The organism is Mesobaculum littorinae (assembly GCF_004011175.1).
Taxonomy (GTDB): domain Bacteria; phylum Pseudomonadota; class Alphaproteobacteria; order Rhodobacterales; family Rhodobacteraceae; genus Tranquillimonas; species Tranquillimonas littorinae.
Map to the genome: position 1 here is coordinate 1 of NZ_RQXX01000009.1, position 19,828 is coordinate 19,828.

21 protein-coding genes and 1 tRNA gene are annotated in these 19,828 nt (G+C 66.9%); 7 read left to right on the top strand and 15 right to left on the bottom strand.

Annotated elements, in window-relative coordinates; genetic code table 11:
- Nucleotides 1-27 precede the first annotated feature (27 nt).
- A tRNA-Ala gene (locus tag EKE94_RS17205) sits at nt 28-103 on the bottom strand.
- Between the two features lie 112 nt (nt 104-215).
- Entirely contained in the window at nt 216-551 is a 336-nt protein-coding gene (locus EKE94_RS17210; protein WP_127907877.1) for a TIGR02300 family protein, read from the bottom strand.
- Nucleotides 552-684: 133 nt separating this feature from the next.
- Between EKE94_RS17210 and EKE94_RS17215 the strand changes: the two genes are divergently transcribed.
- Nucleotides 685-1,374, top strand: a complete 690-nt coding sequence (locus tag EKE94_RS17215; RefSeq protein ID WP_127907878.1) for a M48 family metallopeptidase — start codon at nt 685-687, stop codon at nt 1,372-1,374.
- A gap of 31 nt (nt 1,375-1,405) precedes the next feature.
- Complete coding sequence (locus EKE94_RS17220) at nt 1,406-2,068, top strand: GntR family transcriptional regulator (RefSeq protein ID WP_127907879.1); 663 nt, start codon at nt 1,406-1,408, stop codon at nt 2,066-2,068.
- A 612-nt stretch (nt 2,069-2,680) separates the two neighbouring features.
- Here EKE94_RS17220 and lpdA read toward each other — a convergent pair.
- From lpdA to EKE94_RS17280, 12 genes are all read right to left on the bottom strand, one after another.
- Nucleotides 2,681-4,066, bottom strand: a complete 1,386-nt coding sequence (gene lpdA / locus EKE94_RS17225; RefSeq protein ID WP_127907880.1) for a dihydrolipoyl dehydrogenase — start codon at nt 4,064-4,066, stop codon at nt 2,681-2,683.
- Between the two features lie 117 nt (nt 4,067-4,183).
- On the bottom strand, nt 4,184-4,594 hold the full coding sequence (locus EKE94_RS17230; RefSeq protein ID WP_127907881.1) for an MAPEG family protein: 411 nt from the start codon (nt 4,592-4,594) through the stop codon (nt 4,184-4,186).
- A gap of 144 nt (nt 4,595-4,738) precedes the next feature.
- Entirely contained in the window at nt 4,739-5,002 is a 264-nt protein-coding gene (locus tag EKE94_RS17235) for a hypothetical protein (RefSeq protein ID WP_206615113.1), read from the bottom strand.
- A 1-nt stretch (nt 5,003) separates the two neighbouring features.
- Nucleotides 5,004-5,396: a cupin domain-containing protein gene (locus EKE94_RS17240; RefSeq protein WP_164871009.1), complete on the bottom strand. Its 393-nt coding sequence runs from the start codon at nt 5,394-5,396 to the stop codon at nt 5,004-5,006.
- Nucleotides 5,397-5,415: 19 nt separating this feature from the next.
- On the bottom strand, nt 5,416-5,736 hold the full coding sequence (locus EKE94_RS17245) for a hypothetical protein (RefSeq protein WP_127907883.1): 321 nt from the start codon (nt 5,734-5,736) through the stop codon (nt 5,416-5,418).
- An 80-nt stretch (nt 5,737-5,816) separates the two neighbouring features.
- Entirely contained in the window at nt 5,817-7,406 is a 1,590-nt protein-coding gene (gene odhB, locus EKE94_RS17250) for a 2-oxoglutarate dehydrogenase complex dihydrolipoyllysine-residue succinyltransferase (protein WP_127907884.1), read from the bottom strand.
- A 6-nt stretch (nt 7,407-7,412) separates the two neighbouring features.
- Nucleotides 7,413-10,406: a 2-oxoglutarate dehydrogenase E1 component gene (locus EKE94_RS17255; RefSeq protein ID WP_127907885.1), complete on the bottom strand. Its 2,994-nt coding sequence runs from the start codon at nt 10,404-10,406 to the stop codon at nt 7,413-7,415.
- Nucleotides 10,407-10,476: 70 nt separating this feature from the next.
- A complete protein-coding gene (locus EKE94_RS17260; protein ID WP_127907886.1) occupies nt 10,477-11,004 on the bottom strand; it encodes a DUF805 domain-containing protein in 528 nt (175 codons plus the stop codon).
- A 158-nt stretch (nt 11,005-11,162) separates the two neighbouring features.
- Nucleotides 11,163-12,044, bottom strand: coding sequence for a succinate--CoA ligase subunit alpha (gene sucD, locus EKE94_RS17265; protein ID WP_127907887.1), 882 nt, complete (start codon nt 12,042-12,044; stop codon nt 11,163-11,165).
- A 95-nt stretch (nt 12,045-12,139) separates the two neighbouring features.
- The gene (gene sucC, locus EKE94_RS17270; protein WP_127907888.1) at nt 12,140-13,333 is read right to left on the bottom strand and encodes an ADP-forming succinate--CoA ligase subunit beta; all 1,194 of its coding nucleotides are present in this window, start codon (nt 13,331-13,333) and stop codon (nt 12,140-12,142) included.
- Between the two features lie 238 nt (nt 13,334-13,571).
- A complete protein-coding gene (gene mdh, locus EKE94_RS17275; RefSeq protein ID WP_127907889.1) occupies nt 13,572-14,534 on the bottom strand; it encodes a malate dehydrogenase in 963 nt (320 codons plus the stop codon).
- A gap of 200 nt (nt 14,535-14,734) precedes the next feature.
- Nucleotides 14,735-15,967 carry a PRC-barrel domain-containing protein gene (locus tag EKE94_RS17280; protein ID WP_127907890.1) on the bottom strand — a complete coding sequence of 411 codons (1,233 nt, stop codon included), beginning with the start codon at nt 15,965-15,967 and terminating at the stop codon, nt 14,735-14,737.
- Between the two features lie 189 nt (nt 15,968-16,156).
- Between EKE94_RS17280 and EKE94_RS17285 the strand changes: the two genes are divergently transcribed.
- Nucleotides 16,157-16,924 carry a sulfite exporter TauE/SafE family protein gene (locus tag EKE94_RS17285; RefSeq protein WP_235856083.1) on the top strand — a complete coding sequence of 256 codons (768 nt, stop codon included), beginning with the start codon at nt 16,157-16,159 and terminating at the stop codon, nt 16,922-16,924.
- Nucleotides 16,925-16,997: 73 nt separating this feature from the next.
- On the opposite strand, the gene EKE94_RS17290 is transcribed toward EKE94_RS17285, so the two are convergent.
- The gene (locus EKE94_RS17290; RefSeq protein WP_127907892.1) at nt 16,998-17,315 is read right to left on the bottom strand and encodes a hypothetical protein; all 318 of its coding nucleotides are present in this window, start codon (nt 17,313-17,315) and stop codon (nt 16,998-17,000) included.
- A gap of 255 nt (nt 17,316-17,570) precedes the next feature.
- Between EKE94_RS17290 and EKE94_RS17295 the strand changes: the two genes are divergently transcribed.
- The 4 genes from EKE94_RS17295 to sdhC all read left to right on the top strand — a co-directional run bounded on the left by EKE94_RS17295 (nt 17,571) and on the right by sdhC (nt 19,818).
- Nucleotides 17,571-18,446 carry an HpcH/HpaI aldolase/citrate lyase family protein gene (locus EKE94_RS17295; RefSeq protein WP_127907893.1) on the top strand — a complete coding sequence of 292 codons (876 nt, stop codon included), beginning with the start codon at nt 17,571-17,573 and terminating at the stop codon, nt 18,444-18,446.
- Nucleotides 18,443-19,000: an NnrU family protein gene (locus EKE94_RS17300; RefSeq protein WP_127907894.1), complete on the top strand. Its 558-nt coding sequence runs from the start codon at nt 18,443-18,445 to the stop codon at nt 18,998-19,000. Before EKE94_RS17295 ends, EKE94_RS17300 begins: the two co-directional genes overlap by 4 nt.
- Before the next feature lie 40 nt (nt 19,001-19,040).
- Nucleotides 19,041-19,247, top strand: a complete 207-nt coding sequence (locus EKE94_RS17305) for a DUF1737 domain-containing protein (protein WP_127907895.1) — start codon at nt 19,041-19,043, stop codon at nt 19,245-19,247.
- Between the two features lie 181 nt (nt 19,248-19,428).
- A complete protein-coding gene (gene sdhC, locus EKE94_RS17310) occupies nt 19,429-19,818 on the top strand; it encodes a succinate dehydrogenase, cytochrome b556 subunit (RefSeq protein WP_127907896.1) in 390 nt (129 codons plus the stop codon).
- Nucleotides 19,819-19,828 lie beyond the last annotated feature (10 nt).

The following is a 19,828-nucleotide window of genomic DNA, read 5'->3' on the forward strand; positions in this document are numbered from 1 at the left end:
ACTATCTGGTGCTTTTCAGAGGGATATTGGTGGAGCCTAGCGGGATCGAACCGCTGACCTCCTGCATGCCATGCAGGCGCTCTCCCAGCTGAGCTAAGGCCCCGATCAGGTGACGCCGTGTCGGCGTCGTCCTGTGCGCGCTTCTCTAGGCGAGGCGGGCGGGGCGTGCAAGCGGAAAAATCCCTGCTTGCCGCCGCGTCGCCCGCCGGCGCGCCTCAGTTGTCTTCGTCTTCCGACGAAACGTCCGCGATATCGTCGAGCGACACGTTGTCGTCGTCGTCATCGTCTTCCAGGACGTCGTCGCCCAGATCGACGTTGTCGTCGTCGTTGTCGTCCTCGAGAACCACGTCCTCTTCGTCGACAAGGCTGTCGTCCTTCTTCTGCGACTGCTTGTCGGCCTTGTCCGCCAGCATGGTGCGCGACCCCTTGCCGGTGTCGAGCGTCACCACTTCGCCCGTGTAGGGGCTGACGACAGGGTCACGGTTGAGGTCGTAGAAGCGTTTGCCGGTGGTCGGGCACAGCCGCTTCGTGCCCCATTCTTCCTTGGGCATGGGTCATCCCCTTCATGCGTCCGTTGAAGTCGAAGCCAGTTGCCACATGCCCCCGGGCCTGTCAAAGCGAATTCGTCCCGAAGCGGGGCGAACGGACCATGATGGCCCGAAAAGGACGTGGCAGAGAACGGATATGGGCACGACGACGCTGACAGGCAACCCTCCGATCGAGGTCACGCTGCGCCGTTCGGCCCAGGCGCGGCGGCTGTCGCTGCGTGTCTCCGCGCTGGATGGGCGGGTCACGCTGAGCGTCCCGCGGCGTACCAGCGAGCGCAGCGCGCTGGCCTTCCTGCAGGCGCGAGAGGACTGGGTGCGTGATGCACTGGCTCGGCAGGCGCCGGCGGTGCAGGTGGGGATCGGTGGGCGCGTGGCGTTCGAGGGACGCGACCTCCCGGTCATCGCGGGGCCGGGGCGCGGCGTCCGGCTGGGGCCCGACAGCATCGCCATCCCCGACGGCCCGCGCGGCGTGCCGGCCCTGCGCGCGGCCCTGCGCGAAGCGGCGCGGGCCCGGCTTTCGGCCGCCTCGGAACACTATGCCCGCCGTCTGGGCGCCCGCGTGGGGCGGATCACGCTGCGGGACACGCGGTCGCGGTGGGGGTCGTGTTCGTCGGCGGGCGACCTGATGTATTCGTGGCGGCTGATCCTCGCCCCTGTTCCCGTCCTCGACTACGTTGCCGCGCACGAGGTCGCGCATCTGTGCCGGATGGATCATTCTCCGGCCTTCTGGTCGCTGGTGGCCGAGCTTTGCCCCGACCACGCCGCCCAAAGGCGCTGGCTGCGGGAAGAGGGGGCCGGCCTGCATCGCTGGCGCTTCGGCGATTGACGCCCCCTCGTTCTTGCCCGCAGGATGACCCATGCTGATCCAGCCCCGCCCGCCCTCGACCGATACCCTGCCCGCCGGCGCCGCCCATGACCGGGTCTATCGCGCCCTGCGCGGCCAGATCATGCATGGCGAGCTTGCGCCCGGTGCGTCGCTGACGCTGCGCGGCATCGGCAAGCAGTTCGGCGTGTCGATGACCCCCGCGCGCGAGGCCGTGCGACGGCTGGTGGCGGAAGGTGCGCTGACGCTGTCGGCTTCGGGCCGGGTCTCCACGCCGGAGCTTTCGCCCGAGCGGATCGAGGAGCTGGCTGCGCTCAGGGCGCTGATCGAGACCGAACTGGCGAGCCGCGCCCTGCCACGGGCGCATTTCGCCCTGACGGACCGGCTGCAGACGATCAACGGCGCCATTGCCGAGGTGATCGCTAAGGAGGATGCAGTGGGCTACATCCGCACCAACCTCGAATTCCACCGCACGCTGTACCTGCGGGCGCAGGCGCCGGCGATGCTGGCGATGGCGGAAACGGTCTGGCTTCAGCTCGGTCCCACGATGCGCAAGCTGTACGGGCGCTTGCGGCGCACCGAGGTGCCGTCGAACCACAGGCTGATCGTAGCGGCGTTGCAGGCGGGGGACGAGCCCGGCCTGCGTCTGGCCGTGCGCACCGACGTGACCCAGGGCCTCAGACTTCTTGTGGGGTGAGATCCGGCCCGGGGCCACGCCCCGGGCGGATCGGTCCAGTGGACCGATCCAAGGATCGAACGCCCGCCGCCCCGCGGCGGGCCGGGGCAGGATCCGGCCCGGGGCTACGCCCCGGGCGGATCGATCCAGTGGACCGATCCGAGAATCGCACGCCCGCCGCCCCGTGGTGGGCCGGGGCAGGATCCGGCTACGCTTGCACCTGGTGCCGGCTGCTGACCCGATCGGGCAGGAAGTTTCGGCAACCAGTCTTCCAAGGAGCCGTCTGAACACGTCGTGGCATAGGGGGCGTCCTCCCGCCTTGCCGCACATAGTTCCCCCCGACCTCGGGTGGCGCTGGGTCGAGCGCGGCGAGGCGGGCCCATGGAGCATTGGCGTCGCTTCGGCTCTGCTGGACGTCCCAATGCGCGCCCCCGGAAGGGGGAGGGGCAGGCTTTGCGCGGCGTTGCGGCCGAACGGCATCGGAGCGTGAGTAGCCGCTTGGCCTGCAACTGCCGGCGGGATGGGCGGAGAGGGCATAAGCCTGCCCGAACGAAAAAGGACCCCGGCCGCGTGGCCGGGGTCCTTTGTGTCTAAAGGCGGATGGGCTGGGCCGGGGCGCCCCGGCCCGGCGCCTCATGCGTGGATGGCCCCATCGCCGCAGGCCAGCGCGGCTTCGCGCACCGCCTCGGAGTAGGTGGGGTGCGCGTGGCAGGTGAGGGCCAGGTCCTGCGCTGCCGCGCCGAACTCCATCGCGACGCAGATCTCGTGGATCAGGTCGCCCGCCATCGGACCGATGATGGACGCGCCGAGGATGCGGTCGGTCTCCTTGTCGGCGAGGATCTTGACGAAGCCGTCGGCGGCAAAGTTCGCCTTGGCCCGGCCGTTGCCCATGAAGGAGAACTTGCCGACCTTGTAGGCGCGGCCCTCGTCCTTCAGAAGCTCCTCGGTCTGTCCCACGGTCGCGACTTCGGGGTGGGTGTAGATCACCGCCGGAATCACGCCGTAGTTCACGTGACCCTGCTTGCCGGCGAGGATCTCGGCCACGGCCATGCCCTCATCCTCGGCCTTGTGGGCGAGCATCGGACCGGTGGTGGCGTCGCCGATGGCGTAGATGCCCCTGACGGAGGTGGCGAAGTGGTCGGTCTTGACCTGGCCGCGGTCGGTCATCTCGACCCCCGCCTCGGCCAGCCCCAGCCCGTCGGTAAAGGACTTGCGGCCCGTGGCGACCAGCACCGCGTCGGCGTCGAGCTCGTGCTCGCTGTCGTCTTTGCGCAGGGTGTAGGTGACCTTGGCCTTGCCCTTGGAGGGCTTGGCCGAGGACACGGCGGCGCCCAGCACGAAGTTGATGCCCTGCTTGCCCAGAATCTTCTGGAACTGGCGCGTCGTCTCCATGTCCATGCCGGGGGTGATGCGGTCCAGGTATTCGACCACCGTTACCTCGGCGCCGAGGCGCGCGTAGACCGACCCCATTTCAAGCCCGATGACACCGCCGCCGATCACCACCATGGTCTTGGGCGGTTTCGACAGGGACAGCGCGCCGGTGGAGGTCACCACGGTCTTTTCATCGATCTCGACACCGGGCAGACCGGCGGGCACCGAGCCCGAGGCGATGACGATGTTCTTGGCCTCGTGCACCTCGTCGCCGACCTTGACCTTGCCAGCCTCGGGGATCGATCCCCAGCCCTTGAGCCAGTCGATCTTGTTCTTCTTGAACAGGAACTCGATGCCCTTGGTGTTCTGGGCGATGACGTCGTCCTTGTAGGCCTGCATCTGCGCCCAGTCGACCGAGGGGGATTTGCCCTTAAGGCCCATCTTGGCAAAGTTGTGTTCGGCTTCGTGCAGCTGGTGCGTGGCATGCAGCAGCGCCTTGGACGGGATGCACCCGATGTTGAGACAGGTGCCGCCCAACGTCTCGTTGCCCTCGACACAGGCGGTCTTGAGCCCGAGCTGGGCACAGCGGATGGCGCAGACATAGCCGCCGGGGCCGGAGCCGATCACGATGACGTCGTAGCTGGACATGGGAACTCCTTGGATTTCAGAGGACGTGCGGTGGGCTGGCCGGGCAGGGCGACGCGGGGGCCGCGCCTGCATCGGCGGCGTGAAGCCCGCCGGGGATGTGGATGACGTACGGCGACATCAGAACAGCGCCGCCAGAAGCATGAGCGTGGTGGCGCCGAGGCCCACCGCAAAGATGATCGACCGCCCCGGAACCCAGCCATAGGCGTAGGCGGGGACGTAGAGGATGCGGGCGGCAAGGTAGACCCAGGCGCAGGCCGTGGTGAACCAGCCGGAGCTGCCCGAGAGGCTGACCGTGACCACCGCGATGGTGAAGAGGATCAACGCCTCGAAATGGTTGTTGAGCGCGCGGAACAGTCGGCCGGTGCGCAGGCTCATCTGCTCGGTCAGTGGCTTGTCCATCCGCTGCGGGTCGCGCGGGCTCATGGTCTTGGCGGGACCGAGTTCGCGGTTGGCGGGGATCGCGGCCAGCGCGAACTGCACCACCTGCCAAAGACCGGCAAGGGTAAGGACGTAAAGCTCAGGGGTCATGCGCGGTCGTCCTTGCGGCAAGGGGGGCTGTGAGCTGCGCCCGGACCGCGGGGGCGGGGCGCCGCACCTTGGCGTATCAAGGCCCTGCCACCCGGCCGGCGGGCGCGTCTCGGGGGCATCGGGGTTGCAGGGCAAACCATCTTGTCAGGCCGTCTTAACGAAATGCCACTGGGCCGATGTGACGCCGGCCTCGGTATCGTGCAGCGCGGCCTGCCCGGTGTCGATATAGCTGCGCGCCCGGGCGGGGTCGGAGACCTCGAACAGCACCCAGGCGGTGCCGGGGCTGTCGGCCTCCTGCCAGATCTGCAGGACGGTCAGCCCCGCCGCACCACGCGATTCCGCGGCGGCGTCGAAGCTTTGCCGCCACGTGGCGGCGTTCCGGGTCTCGAAGCGGGCCAGAAGCTGCATGTCATTCCTCTCCGTCAAAGTTGTGACCGATGGCGTCGAGGCTATCGGCCGGGAAGGAGCAGAAGACCCTGAGCGGCCCCGCGGGCGCGCGCAGGGCGTGGGTGACGCCCGCGGGCACGAAGACGGTGTCGCCCTTCTCCAGCGCGTGGGTCTTGTCCCCGATCACAACCTCGCCCGACCCTTCGAGCACATGTACCGTGCGGGCCACGCCGTGACTATGCGGCGCCTCGTGCCCGCCCTCGTCGAACTTGACGATGGTGTGGGCGAGCCCGCTGGTCGGACCGGCGGCGCCGTCGACCACGTCTTGGAATTCGAAGTGACCATGGCGATCGTCGCGCCGGCTCTGGCGCTCGGGATCGTCGTGGCGGATCAGGGTGGGAAGATCGTCGCTCATCAGCTCCTCGCGTTCCGCATCAGGTGTCGCAGCGCAGGGGCGCGGCGAGCGTTGTCTCGGCATAACGCGCCCCTTGCGAGGATGTTTCGGCGGCCAGCGTGTCGCGCCCGGCACCGACCCAGCGGCAGGCGGGATCGTCGCGCACGGCGGCCTGCGCCAGCGCAATGCGTTCGTCCAGGGGCCGGGGCTGGGCGGGGTCGTAGATGAACAGGTGCCAGCGGGCGCCGTCGCCCGCGGTCTTGGTGCTCTCCACGTGCCGGACCTGCGGCGCGCCGGGGGTGTTCACCGCGGGCGCACAGGCGGCGGCAAGCAGCGGCAGGGGGAGCAGGCGTCGAAACATGCGGGCAAGTCCCGGGAGGGGGGGCGAAGGGCGCCGGGCGGCGCCCTCCGGAACGGTTATGGATCCGCCTTGCGGCAAGATCAGAGATCCATCAGCAGGCGGCGCGGATCCTCGAGCGCCTCCTTGACGCGGACGAGGAAGGTCACCGCACCCTTGCCGTCGACGATGCGGTGATCGTAGCTGAGCGCGAGGTACATCATCGGGCGCACCTTGATCTCGCCGCCCACGACCATCGGACGCTCCTGGATCTTGTGCATGCCCAGGATGCCCGACTGCGGCGGGTTCAGGATCGGCGAGGACATCAGCGAACCGTAGACGCCGCCGTTCGAGATGGTGAAGCTGCCGCCCTGCATGTCGGCCATCGACAGCTTGCCGTCGCGCGCCTTCTTGCCCATCTCGTTGATCGACTTCTCGATCTCGGCAAAGGACATCGCGTCGGCGTCGCGGATCACCGGAACCACCAGACCCGTGGGCGTGCCGACGGCGATGCCCATGTGGACGTAGTTCTTGTAGATCACGTCGGTGCCGTCGATCTCGGCGTTGACGTCGGGGACCTCTTTCAGCGCGTGCACGCAGGCCTTGGTGAAGAAGGACATGAAGCCCAGCTTCACGCCGTGCTTCTTCTCGAAGAGGTCCTTGTACTCCTTCCGCAGCGCCATGACCTCGGTCATGTCGACCTCGTTGTAGGTCGTCAGCATCGCAGCGGTGTTCTGCGCGTCCTTCAGGCGGCGGGCGATCGTCTGGCGCAGGCGGGTCATCTTGACCCGCTCCTCGCGGTCCGCATCCGCCGCGGGCGAGGGGCCGCGCTTGGGCTGCGCGGGCTGCGGCGCGGGGGCCTTGGGCCCGTCTGACGCGCGGGCGCCCGAAGCCGCCTTCTGCACGTCTTCCTTCATGATGCGCCCATCCTTGCCGGTGCCGGTCACGTCGTCGCGCGACAGGCCCTTTTCGGCCATCAACTTCTTGGCCGAGGGCGCATCCTCGACGTCGCCGCGCGCGGTATCCGCGCCCTGGCGGCCGCCGGGGGCCTCGGTCGTCTCGGGCGTGCCCTGATCGGCTGAATGCGGCTGGCCGCCGGTGCCGCCGCGCGTCATCTCGGCCAGCTTGCCGCCGGCCTCGACGGTTTCGCCCTCGCCCTTGAGGATCTTGGTCAGCGTGCCCGCGGCAGGGGCGGGCACCTCGACCGACACCTTGTCGGTCTCAAGCTCGCACAGCATCTCGTCGGCCTCGACGCTGTCGCCCTCTTTCTTGAACCACGTGGCGATCGTGGCCTCGGTCACCGATTCACCCAGCGTGGGCACGGGGACGTCGACGACCTGACCGCCGTCGTTGCCGCCTTCGCCCGCCGATGCCGCGGAGGCGCTGCCGGTATCGGCCTTCTCTTCGCTCTGCGCGGGTTCGGGGCGCGGCTTGGTCTCTTCGGGACCCGCGTTGCCCTCTTCGGCGATGGTGGCCAGCAGAGCGTCGACGCCCACCGTCTCGCCCTCGGCGGCGACGATGTCGCCCAGCACGCCCGAAGCGGGCGCGGGCACTTCGACGGTCACCTTGTCGGTTTCCAGCTCACAGAGCATCTCGTCTGTCGCGACCGTATCGCCCGGCTTCTTGAACCATGTGGCGACGGTCGCTTCGGTCACCGATTCGCCCAAGGTTGGAACGCGAACTTCAGTACTCACGGGGGATCACTCCTTGATGCCCAGCGCGGCATTCACCAGCGCCTGTTGCTGTTGCTTGTGCTGCGAGGCGAGCCCCGTCGCGGGCGAGGCCGAGGCGGCGCGACCGGCATAGTCCGGGCGCCCGTGCTTGGCCTTGATCCGCGTCAGGACCCATTCGAGATTGGGTTCGATAAAGGTCCAGGCGCCCTGGTTCTTGGGCTCTTCCTGGCACCAGACCATTTCCGCCGTCGGGAAGCGCTGAAGCTCTTTGACGAGAGACAGGGCCGGGAACGGATAGAACTGTTCGACGCGCAGCAGATAGACGTCGTCCAGCCCTTCGGCATCGCGCTTTTCCAGAAGGTCGTAATAGACCTTGCCCGAACACATCACCACGCGGCGGATCTTGTCGTCGGCGGCAAGCTGGGTGTCGGAATGCCCTTTCTCGGCATCGTCCCACAGCACGCGGTGAAAGCTCGACCCGGTCGTGAAGGCCTCGGCGTCCGACACGGCCATCTTGTGCCGCAAAAGCGACTTGGGCGTCATCATTACCAGCGGCTTGCGATAGCTGCGGTGCAGCTGCCGGCGCAGGATGTGGAAGTAGTTGGCGGGCGTCGAGCAGTTGGCGACGATCCAGTTGTCCTGGCCGCACATCTGCAGGAAGCGTTCCAGCCGCGCGGACGAGTGTTCGGGGCCCTGCCCCTCGTACCCGTGCGGCAGAAGCAGGACGAGGCCCGACATCCGCAGCCACTTGGATTCGCCCGAGCTGATGAACTGGTCGAACATGATCTGCGCGCCGTTGGCGAAATCGCCGAACTGCGCCTCCCACAGGGTCAGCGCGTTGGGTTCGGCCATCGAATAGCCGTATTCGAAACCGCAAACCGCGTATTCCGACAGCATCGAGTCGATGACCTCGTAATGCGCCTGGCCCTCACGGATGTGGTTCAGCGGGTAATACCGGTCCTCGTTGTCCTGGTTCACGATGGCCGAGTGCCGCTGCGAGAAGGTGCCGCGCGCCGAATCCTGGCCCGACAGGCGCACCGGGTAGCCCTCGGTCAAAAGCGAGCCGAAGGCCAGCGCCTCGGCGGTGGCCCAGTCAAAGCCGGCGCCCGTCTCGAACATCTCCTTCTTGGCGCCCAGCAGCCGGTCGACGGTGCGGTGGGTGGCGAAGTTCTCGGGCGCGGTGGTCAGGGCACGGCCGATCTGTTCCATCGTCTCGGGCTTGATGGCGGTCTTGCCGCGCTGGTACTTTTCGCCCTGCTTGTCGAGATGGCTCCAGCGTCCGTCCAGCCAGTCGGCCTTGTTCGGGCGGTATTCCTTGCCGGCCTCGAACTCCTCGTTCAGGTGGGCCTGAAAGCCGGACTTTGCATCCTCGATCTCGCCCTCGGGGATCAGGCCGTCCTTGACCAGACGCTCGGTATAAAGGGTGAGCGTGGTCTTCTGCTTCTTGATGTTCTTGTACATCTCCGGGTTGGTGAACATCGGCTCGTCGCCTTCGTTGTGCCCGAAGCGACGGTAGCAGAAGATGTCGATGACCACGTCCTTGTGGAATTTCTGCCGGAACTCGGTCGCGACCTTGGCGGCGTGAACCACTGCCTCGGGGTCGTCGCCGTTGACGTGGAAGATCGGCGCTTCGACCATCAGCGCGATATCGGTGGGGTAGGGCGACGACCGCGAAAACGCCGGTGCGGTGGTAAAGCCGATCTGGTTGTTCACCACGATGTGGATCGTGCCGCCGGTGCGGTGACCGCGCAGCCCCGACAGGCCGAAGCATTCGGCGACTACCCCCTGGCCTGCGAAGGCCGCATCGCCGTGCAGCAGCACCGGCAGCACCGCCTTGCGTTCGGTGTCGCCCAGCTGGTCCTGCTTGGCCCGCGCCTTGCCCAACACAACCGGGTTCACCGCCTCGAGGTGCGAGGGGTTGGCCGTCAGCGACAGGTGCACCTTGTTGCCGTCGAATTCACGGTCAGACGAGGCGCCCAGGTGATACTTCACGTCGCCCGAGCCTTCGACGTCCTCGGGCTTGAAGCTGCCGCCCTGGAATTCGTTGAAGATGGCGCGGTAGGGCTTGCTCATCACGTTGGCAAGCACCGACAGGCGCCCGCGGTGCGGCATGCCGATGACGATCTCCTTGACCCCCAGCGCGCCGCCGCGCTTGATGATCTGCTCCATCGCGGGGATCAGGCTTTCACCGCCGTCGAGACCGAAACGCTTGGTGCCCATGTACTTGACATGCAGGAACTTCTCGAAGCCCTCGGCCTCGACCAGCTTGTTCAGGATGGCGCGGCGGCCTTCCTGGGAAAAGGCGATCTCCTTGCCCAGCCCCTCGATCCGCTCCTTCAGCCAGCCGGCCTCTTCGGGGTTCGAGATGTGCATGTATTGCAGGGCGAAGGTGCCGCAGTAGGTGCGCTGAACGATCGCCGTGATCTCGCGCATCGACGCGACCTGCAGGCCCAGCACGTTATCGATGAAGATCGGCCGATCCATGTCGGCTTCGGTGAAGCCATAGGATTTCGGGTCCAGCTCGGGGTGCGGTGTGGGGTCGCGCATGCCCAGCGGGTCGAGGTCGGCGACCAGGTGTCCACGGATGCGGTAGGCGCGGATCAGCATCAGCGCACGGATCGAATCCAGCACCGCGCGGCGGATCTGCGCCTCGGTCACGCGCATGTTTTCCTTGCCGGCCTTCTCGGCGATCTTGCGGGCCAGCGCCTTGGTGTCGACCGCGGGCGCGCCGCCGTCGGCGGCAGGGGCGGCGGCGACCATCGGCCACTGGCCGTCGAAGGCCGCGACCCATTCGTCGGTGGGGGCGGGCGGCCAGTCGCCGCGCTGCCACGACGGACCTGCGGCCTCGTCGCGGACATCATCCGCCGCGTCGCCCAGCTCGGCGAAGAAGGCGGCCCAGCTGTCGTCGACCGAGGACGGGTCCTCGGCGTAGCGGGCGTAGAGCTGTTCGAGGTACTCGGCGTTGTGCCCCTGCATGAAGGAGGAGGCGCGGAACTGGTCGTTGGCGGATTGGTCGGTCATGGCTCAGACCTCTTGATGGTCGCGGGCAGGGGAGGGAAGACGGCGGCGGGAACGGGATGACAGGGGCGGGTCATGTCGCCCCCGGGGGCGGCGGGCCCCAGGCGTTGCTGTGCGGGGACGAGGGGCGGGTCAGCCACCAGATCACCAGAAGCGGCGAGATGATCAGCACGATGAAGGCGATGAACAGCACGATGCCGACGCCTCCGGTAAAGGTGGCGGCCAGATCGCCCTGGGTAAAACTGCCCAAACCTGCGGCTAGGTGCATGAAGCCGAAGATACCGATCATCACGATAAGGGGGTAGAGCACGAAGAGGCCGGACTTGCCGGTGTCGTGCATCCGACGCCATCCGGCGGCCAGCCCCGGGATCAGGGTGACCAGCGAAAACGTCGCGGCGATGGGGCCGTTCGACTGCGCATCGATGGCGCCGCCCGAGGCTTCGATCTCGACCGCGTCGAAGAGAAGCTCGTCAAGGAAACCGGCAGCCAGCAGGCCGAGGAACAGGAACAGCACGAAATACCAGTACTCGGCTCGCGAGGCGCGGCCGGAAAAGGTGAAATACTGCGAAAGACAGCTGCGGACGGCGCCGGGAAAGGTCATCGTGGGCCCTCTTGGGGTGCGACGGTCGCGGGGTGCGCGGCGCATCGTCCTGCGCTGCCCGTGCCGACCGCTCTGATGATCTCAAGGCCCATGAGGGCGCGTCCTTCGTTCGGCCGGGCCGGGGGCTGGCGCAGGGCCGGCCCCCGGCCCGGTAGGGATTAACCGATCGCCTTAAGCACGGCTTCGCCGAGGCCCGCGGGGCTGTCGGCGACGGTGATGCCGGCCGCCTTCATGGCCTCGATCTTGTCGTCGGCACCGCCTTTGCCGCCGGCGACGATGGCACCGGCATGGCCCATGCGGCGGCCCGGAGGGGCGGTGCGCCCGGCGATGAAGCCCGCCGTGGGCTTCCAGCGGCCGGCCTTGCGTTCGTCGGCGAGGAACTGCGCGGCGTCCTCTTCGGCCGACCCGCCGATTTCACCGATCATGATGATCGCCTCGGTCTCGTCGTCTGCCAGGAACCATTCCAGCACGTCGATGTGCTCGGTCCCCTTGATGGGGTCGCCGCCGATGCCGACACAGGTCGACTGGCCCAGTCCTACGTCCGTCGTCTGTTTCACGGCTTCATAGGTAAGCGTGCCCGAGCGCGAAACAACGCCCACCTTGCCACGCTTGTGGATGTGGCCGGGCATGATGCCGATCTTGCAGGCGCCGGGGGTGATGACACCGGGGCAGTTGGGGCCGATCAGCGTGGTCTGCGACCCTTCGAGGGCGCGCTTGACCTTCATCATGTCCAGCACCGGAATGCCTTCGGTGATGCAGCAGACCAGCGGGATCCCGGCGTCGATCGCCTCGAGGATCGAATCGGCCGCGAACGGCGGCGGCACGTAGATGACGCTGGCATTGGCGCCGGTCTTGGCGACCGCTTCGTGGCAGCTGTCGAACACGGGCAGGTCGAGATGCGTCTGACCGCCTTTGCCGGGCGTCACGCCGCCCACCATCTGCGTGCCGTAGGCGATGGCCTGTTCGGAGTGGAAGGTCCCCTGCGAGCCGGTGAAGCCCTGACAGATGACTTTGGTATTTTCGTCTACGAGAATGGCCACTGTGGCGTTCTCCCAAAATGGGGCGGGCCGTGCCCGCCAATGTGTCTGGCGCAGGCGGGGTTAAACCCGCCTTACGGAAATCGGGTCCCGCGGGCCTAGCCCTTGACCGCCTTCACGATTTTCTCGGCCGCGTCCGACAGGTCGTCGGCGGCGATGACGTCGAGCCCCGAGGTCTGGATGATCTCCTTGCCCTTCTCGACATTGGTGCCTTCCAGCCGGACGACCAGCGGCACCTTGAGACCGACTTCCTTGACCGCGGCGATCACGCCCTCGGCGATGATGTCGCAGCGCATGATGCCGCCGAAGATGTTGACCAGGATGCCCTTCACGTTCTTGTCGGACGTGATGATCTTGAAGGCCTCGGTCACCTTCTCCTTCGTCGCGCCGCCACCGACGTCGAGGAAGTTCGCGGGCTCGGCGCCCTTCAGCTTGATGATGTCCATCGTAGCCATGGCCAGGCCCGCGCCGTTGACCATGCAGCCGATTTCGCCGTCCAGAGCGATGTAGTTCAGGTCGTACTTGCTGGCCTGAAGCTCCTTGGGGTCTTCCTCGGTCTCGTCGCGCAGGGCGGCGATGTCCTGGTGGCGGTAGAGCGCGTTGCCGTCGAAACCGACCTTGGCGTCCAGCACCTTCAGATCGCCCTTGTCGGTGACGATCAGCGGGTTGATCTCGAGCTGCTCCATGTCCTTCTCGACGAAGGCCTGGTAGAGGATGCCCATCAGCTTGACGCACTGCTTCATCGCCTGACCTTCGAGGCCCAGCGAGAACGCGATGCGGCGGCCGTGGTAGGGCTGGTAGCCCGTGGCCGGATCGACGCTGAAGCTGAGGATCTTCTCGGGCGTCGCGGCGGCGACCTCTTCGATGTCCATGCCGCCCTCGGTCGAGGAAACGAAGGAGATCCGGCTTGTGGTACGGTCGACCAGAAGCGCAAGGTAAAGCTCGCGTTCGATGTCGCTGCCGTCTTCGAAGTAGACGCGGTTGACCTGCTTGCCGTCGGGCCCGGTCTGGTGCGTGATCAGCGTGCGGCCCAGCATCTTCTTGGCTTCGGCCTCGGCCTCTTCCACCGACTTGGCAAGGCGGACGCCGCCCTTTTCGCCGGCATCGGCTTCGGCAAAGTGGCCCTTGCCGCGGCCGCCCGCATGGATCTGCGCCTTGACGACCCACAGCGGCCCGTCCAGTTCGCCCGCGGCCGTCTTGGCCTCTTCGGCCTTGGTGACCACACGGCCGTCCGAAACCGGAGCGCCGTAATCGCGCAGCAGCGCCTTCGCCTGATATTCGTGGATGTTCACGTCGACTATCCCGTCAATTGCTCATCTCCGCCCTTCCATGCCATGCCTCGCCGCCGAGATTAAGGCATTTCGGTAGAGTGAGCGCTAACTAGCCGGTAAAAGGTCCGTTTGTGATCACACGAAATTTCCTGTGATCACAAAATTAGAAGATCCGGAGCAGCCTGCCCGGTCTGCTCGGTCCGAAACGACAAAGGGGCGCCCGCGGGCGCCCCTTATTATACGTGGATGCCGACCGGGATCAGGCGAGCGAGTCGTCGATGCCCTTGCAGGCCTCGACCAGGCCCTTGACCGAGTCGACCGACTTGTCGAACATCGCCTGCTCGTCCTTGTCGAGCGAGATGTCTATGACGCGTTCGATGCCGTTGGCGCCGATCACCGTCGGCACGCCGACATAGAGACCCTTGAGGCCATAGGACCCGTCGACCCAGGCGGCGCAGGGCAGGACGCGCTTCTGATCCTTGAGGTAGGCTTCGGCCATCTCGATCGCGCTGGTCGCGGGCGCGTAGAAAGCCGAACCGGTCTTCAGCAGGCCGACGATTTCGGCGCCGCCGTCGCGGGTGCGCTGGATGATCGCGTCCAGTTTCTCCTGCGTGGTCCAGCCCATCTTGACCAGATCGGGCAGCGGGATGCCGCCAACGGTCGAGTAGCGCGGCAGCGGCACCATGGTGTCGCCGTGGCCGCCGAGGACGAAGGCGCTGACGTCCTTCATCGACACGTCGAATTCGAGGCTGAGGAAGTGCCGGAAGCGCGCCGAATCGAGCACGCCTGCCATGCCCACGACCTTTTCGTGCGGCAGGCCCGAGAATTCGCGCAGCGCCCAGACCATCGCGTCGAGCGGGTTGGTGATGCAGATGACAAAGGCGTCGGGAGCATGGGCCTTGATGCCTTCGCCCACGGCCTTCATGACCTTGAGGTTGATGCCCAGCAGGTCGTCGCGGCTCATCCCCGGCTTGCGCGGAACGCCTGCGGTGACGATGCAGACGTCGGCGCCGGCGATGTCGGCGTAATCCGTGGTGCCGCTGAGCTTGGCGTCGAAGCCTTCGGCCGGGCCCGATTCCGCGATGTCGAGCGATTTGCCCTGGGGCACGCCGTCAGCAATGTCGAACATCACAACGTCGCCCAGTTCCTTGAGCGCCACGAGATGGGCGAGGGTGCCGCCGATCTGCCCCGATCCGATAAGCGCGATCTTAGGTCTGGCCATGACTTTGGGTCTCCGATCCGTTCATGTGATCCGTCTAGTGCCGCGAGGGGTAGTGCCAAGCGCGCCGCCACGCAAGGCCGGGCCCGCCCCCGCGCTGTCGCGGCGCCCGGGCGCGAGGGGCCGTTACGAAAGAACCCGGGCCGATGGCCCGGGTCCCCGATGGGCACGCAGACCGCGCCCGTCTGTCAGAAAGGTCGCCCTTATTCGGCGGGCTCATAGCGCGGCTGGGCTTCCAGCTGCTCTTCGGTCGCGTCCATGTAGACACGCACGTCCGACCCGTCGTCCGAACGCAGGACGCTCAGCTGGTCGAAGCCGACGGCAATGGGCTTTTCGCCAATGCCGAGGAAGCCGCCCACGTTCACGACGATCTCTTCGATGTTGCCCTCGTCGTCGAGCAGAAGCTCGCCGATCTCGCCAATCGATTCGTCGTCAGTGCCGTAGACAGTGGTGCCGTCCAGATCTTCGGCGGTCAGCTCGGTGATCTGGCTCGCGGCATAGCCTTCACGCTCGACGGTGGGGCCAGTCGCGGCGTCTTCGGCAGCAGGCTCTTCGGTCGCGGCGTCGTCTGCCACGGCCTCATCCGCCGAAGCTTCTTCGGTTTCGGTGACGTTCATGTCGCCGTCTTCGGCGGACATCTCGACCTCTTCGCCCTCGGTTGCCGCATCATCGGCGGCCATGTCGTCCGTCGCCGTCTCCGACGCTGCGGTGTCTTCGGTCTCGGTCACGTCCATGTCGCCGTCTTCGGCAGCCATGTCGAGCTCTTCACCCTCGGTCGCATCGGCGTTTTCACCGTCGACATCAGTCGCGCCTTCGACGGGCGCCTCGTCGGTCGCCGTCTCGGTGTCTTCGACTTCGGTGACATTCATGTCGCCGTCTTCCGCCGACATCTCGACCTCTTCACCCTCGGTCGCGTCGGTCTCCATCTCGTCCTGATCGGTGGCAACCACGGCGCCATCGGTCGCGGCGTCGTCGGTCATCGCGGTGTCCGCCTCCATCTCACGTTCGTAGGCCGGGGCGTTCTCGATATCCTCACGGCTTGCATTGACCACGAGGAAATAGTCCTCGGAGTCGGGGCCGTCCGACACGAAGGTGATCTGGTCCATCGCAATGGCCACGTCGCGCTCGCCGATCCCGAGGAAACCGCCGACGCCCAGCACCACCGACTCGACGTTGCCGTCCGGCGACAGGACAATATCGTTGATCTCGCCTATATCGTCCCATTCGGATTCGGCACCATCCGCCATCTCCGTATCGGCCGAAACATCGTCCTCGGTCGCATAGATGCGCGAGCCAATAAGGTCAGAGGCGAAAAGCCCGTCCTGCGTTCCTTCGGAGTAATCCATGAAGGTCGTGTTTTCGGTCGTGCTGTCCTGTGCGATCGCTCCGGTGCCCAGCACCATGGCCATCGCGGCGGTCGTCATGAGGCGTTTCATAAGTCCTCCAAGAAAATGCGGTCCTTGAGCCGGGGCGTCGGTGTCCCGGCATGTATGGGGTGGCAATGTCGATCGGAGGGTTTGCGTTCCGTCAAAATATTCCCGTGGGCGGTGGAACTTGGCCGACGCAGGGGGCAAGGCTTGCGCGGCAGGGGCACAATCGCCCCAGCGGCACGGGAAAGGTCAGACGTGGGTTTCGATTGGACTGTCTTTGCGCTCGCGGTGCCCGCGGTTCTTTTCACCGGCGTGTCGAAGGGCGGGTTCGGGTCGGGCGCGGCCTTCGCCGCAGCGCCGTTCCTCGCGCTGGTGCTCAGCCCGGGGCAGGCCATCGGGCTGATGCTGCCGCTGCTGATGCTGATCGATCTGGGCGCCATCCGCGCCTACTGGGGACGGTGGAGCCGCCGCGACGCGCTGCGCCTGATCGGGGGAAGCCTTCCGGGCATCGCGGCGGGCGCCGCGCTCTACCGCGTGGCCGACCCGGACATGTTCCGGCTGCTGATCGGGCTGGTGGCCATAGGCTTTGTCGCGTTCCAGATGGCGCGGGCCAGCGACCTGCTGAAGCTGCGGGCAGTGCATCGCCCCGATCCCAGCCGCGGCCGTCTGGCCGGCGTGTTCTGGGGCGGGGTGACGGGGCTGACCAGCTTCATCAGCCATGCCGGAGGGCCGCCGGCGGCGGTTTACCTGCTGGGACGCGGGTTGGACAAGACGACGTTTCAGGCAACGACCGTGCTGACCTTCTGGGCGGTCAACCTGGCCAAGCTTGGCCCCTACATGGCGCTGGGGATCTTCACCCGCGACACCCTGATCGCCGATCTGATCTTGGCGCCCGTGGCCTTTGCGGGCCTCTGGCTCGGCGTCCACCTGCATTCGCGGGTGAATGAAAAGCTGTTCTTCCGCCTGACCTATGCCTTCCTGCTGGTGACGGGCGGCAAGCTGATCTTCGACGCGCTTACCTGAGCGCCGACCGGAATGCCGGTCCGGATGGGGTGGCCGGGCGCCCGGTCCGGCGCGCCGGCATGGCGGGGCGGGATCAGGCGGGGTTGCCCGCGGGCGGCAGCGCCTCTTCCAGCCGTTCGAAGGACTTGCCGCTGGCCAGCAGGCAGGTGGTGCCGGTGGGCGCCGTGACGATGATCGTCCAGCTGCCGCTGTCGTCCGAGGCGAAGACCTCGACCACCCGGTTCTTGGTGCCCAGCCCGATCGACTGGCGGGTTTCGCCGAACTTTTCGGCCAGACGCGCCAGCACCTTGTCGCGGGGCCCGCATTTCTTGGACTCGGCCAAGGCGGGAGGCGCGAGGGCGCTGGCGGTCAGGGCAGCGGCAACGCAGGCGGCGAAGGGGAATTTCGGCATTTCGAGGTCCTTTCAGGCAGTGACCACAGGTCGGGCAGGCGGTTCGGCGCGGAAGGGGTGGCCCGGGCCGGCGAACATGCGGGCGAGCCGGTGAAATCGTCGACCAGCTTGCGGCCGAGGCGCTGAGATAGGGTTAACAGGGCGGCCGCCGGGGCGGGCGGCCCGCCCGGAAAGTCCATAAACTGTCACCGAATGCCGCTTGCCCGCGCGACCGGGCTGTGGTCCGCTGCCCGACCGATGGCAGGAGGCTACGCTTTGGACATCACGGCACGGCCCTGGCGGTCGGCACTCTATATCCCGGCCTCGCGGGCCCGCGCGCTGGACAAGGCCCGCAGCCTGCCGGTCGACGCGATCCTTTTCGATCTCGAGGACGCCGTCGCGCCGTCCGAAAAGGATGCCGCGCGGATCACCCTGCGCGAGGCGCTGGCGCAGGGCGGCTATGGCGCCCGGTCACGAATCGTGCGGGTCAACGGCGCGGCCACGCCCTGGGGCGCTGCGGATCTTGAGGCGGTGACGGACATGGCGCCCGACGCGGTTCTGGTGCCCAAGGTGTCGCATGCCCACGAGATCACGCGCATCGCCGATCGGCTGGCCGCCGCGCCGGGCTGTGCCGAAACCGGGATCTGGGCGATGATCGAAACGCCTGGGGGTGTATTGAACGCACCCGACATCGCGGCCGCGCCCCGCATGCAGGCGCTGGTGATGGGCACCAATGATCTGGGCAAGGAGCTTGGATGCCGCGGCCGGCCCGACCGCCTGCCGCTAATGGCATCTCTGCAGGCCTGCCTGCTGGCAGCGCGGGCGGCGGGGATCCTCTGCCTCGACGGGGTCTACAACGCCTTTCGTGACGAAGATGGTTTGCGCGCGGAATGCGAGCAGGGGCGCGATCTGGGCATGGACGGCAAGACCGTGATCCACCCGGGGCAGATCGCCATCGCCAACGTAGTCTTTGCGCCGACCGGGGCCGAGATCGACCTGGCGCGCCGGCAGATCGCCGCGTACGAGGCGGCCGCGGCGCAGGGGCAGGGCATTGCCGTGCTCGACGGTCGCATCGTCGAGGGCTTGCATGTCGCCACCGCGCGGGCGACGCTTGCCAAAGCCGCAGCCATCGCCAGCCGGGGGACCGAATGATCATCCTTGTCCTGGGCGAGATCCTCTGGGTCGCCGCCCACGTGTTCAAACGCGCAGCCCCCGGGGTGCGCGAGGATATGCAGGCCCGCATGGGCAACGGCGCCAAGGGCGTCATCACGCTGGCCCTGATCGTGTCGCTGGTGCTGATGATCTGGGGCTACCGCAGCGCCGATTTCGTGGCGGTCTACGACCCGCCCCTGTTCCTGCGCCACATCAACAACCTGATGATGCTGATCGCGGTGGCGCTCTTCGGGCTCGGCAACTCGAAAAGCAGGCTGCGTCGGCACATACGCCACCCGATGCTCTGGGGCGTCGTGGTCTGGGCCGTGGCGCATCTTCTGGCCAACGGCGACCTGGCGTCGCTGCTGCTGTTCGGAGGCATGGGGCTCTGGGCACTGGTCGAGATGAAGCTCGTCAATCGCGCGGCGCATTCCTATACGCCCTTCGCTGGCGGCAGTCTTGCCGGGGATATCCGTTTGGCCGTGATCACATGTGTCGTGTTCGCGGCGATCGTCCTGCTGCACGGCTGGCTGGGGCCATGGCCACTGGGCTGAGGCTTCAAGGCGCGAAAGCCGGAACAAGGAGGCTATCACGATGACCACGCTCTACCGCTTGCTGACAGGCGACGACACGTCCGCCTTCTGCCACAAGGTCAGCGACGCACTGGCCAAGGGCTGGGTCCTGCACGGCGACCCGTCCTATGCCTTCGACCAGGGAAACGGCGTGATGCGCTGTGCCCAGGCCGTCACCAAGGAGGTCGAGGTCGCATATTCCCCGGATCTCAAGCTGGGCGCGCAATAGAATCGGCAGTCGGGTCGTTTGTGATCACGCGAAATCGGGGCGTGATCACAAACCGGCCAAAATCTGCGGTTCAGCGCCGCATCCCCCCGCTCTTTGCGCTCGCGGGCCGTGACATGGGCGCAAATGCTGCTAAACGTCATGCAAGGCGCCGGTACGGCGCAGCCAGACGAAGGATAGCCCAATGCCAGACGTGAACCGGGGGGACCGCCCGCTTTCACCCTTCATGTTCGGAACCTACTACCGGCCGCAGATCACCTCGATGAGCTCGATCATGACGCGGATCACCGGGTGTGGCCTGCTGGTCGGCGCGCTGCTGGTGATCTGGTGGTTCATCGCCGCCGCGACGGGGCCCGAGGCCTTTGCCACCGCGGACGGGTTCCTGACCTCGTGGTTCGGCGATCTGGTGATGTTCCTGTCGCTCTGGGCGCTGTGGTACCATTCGCTCGCCGGGCTGCGGCACCTTTACTGGGATACCGGCCGGGGGCTTGAGATTCACGTGGCCGAGCGTCTGGGCTGGGCCTGCATCGGTGGGTCGATCGTCCTGACCGTGCTGACCGCCCTGATCGTCTGAGGAGGCAACA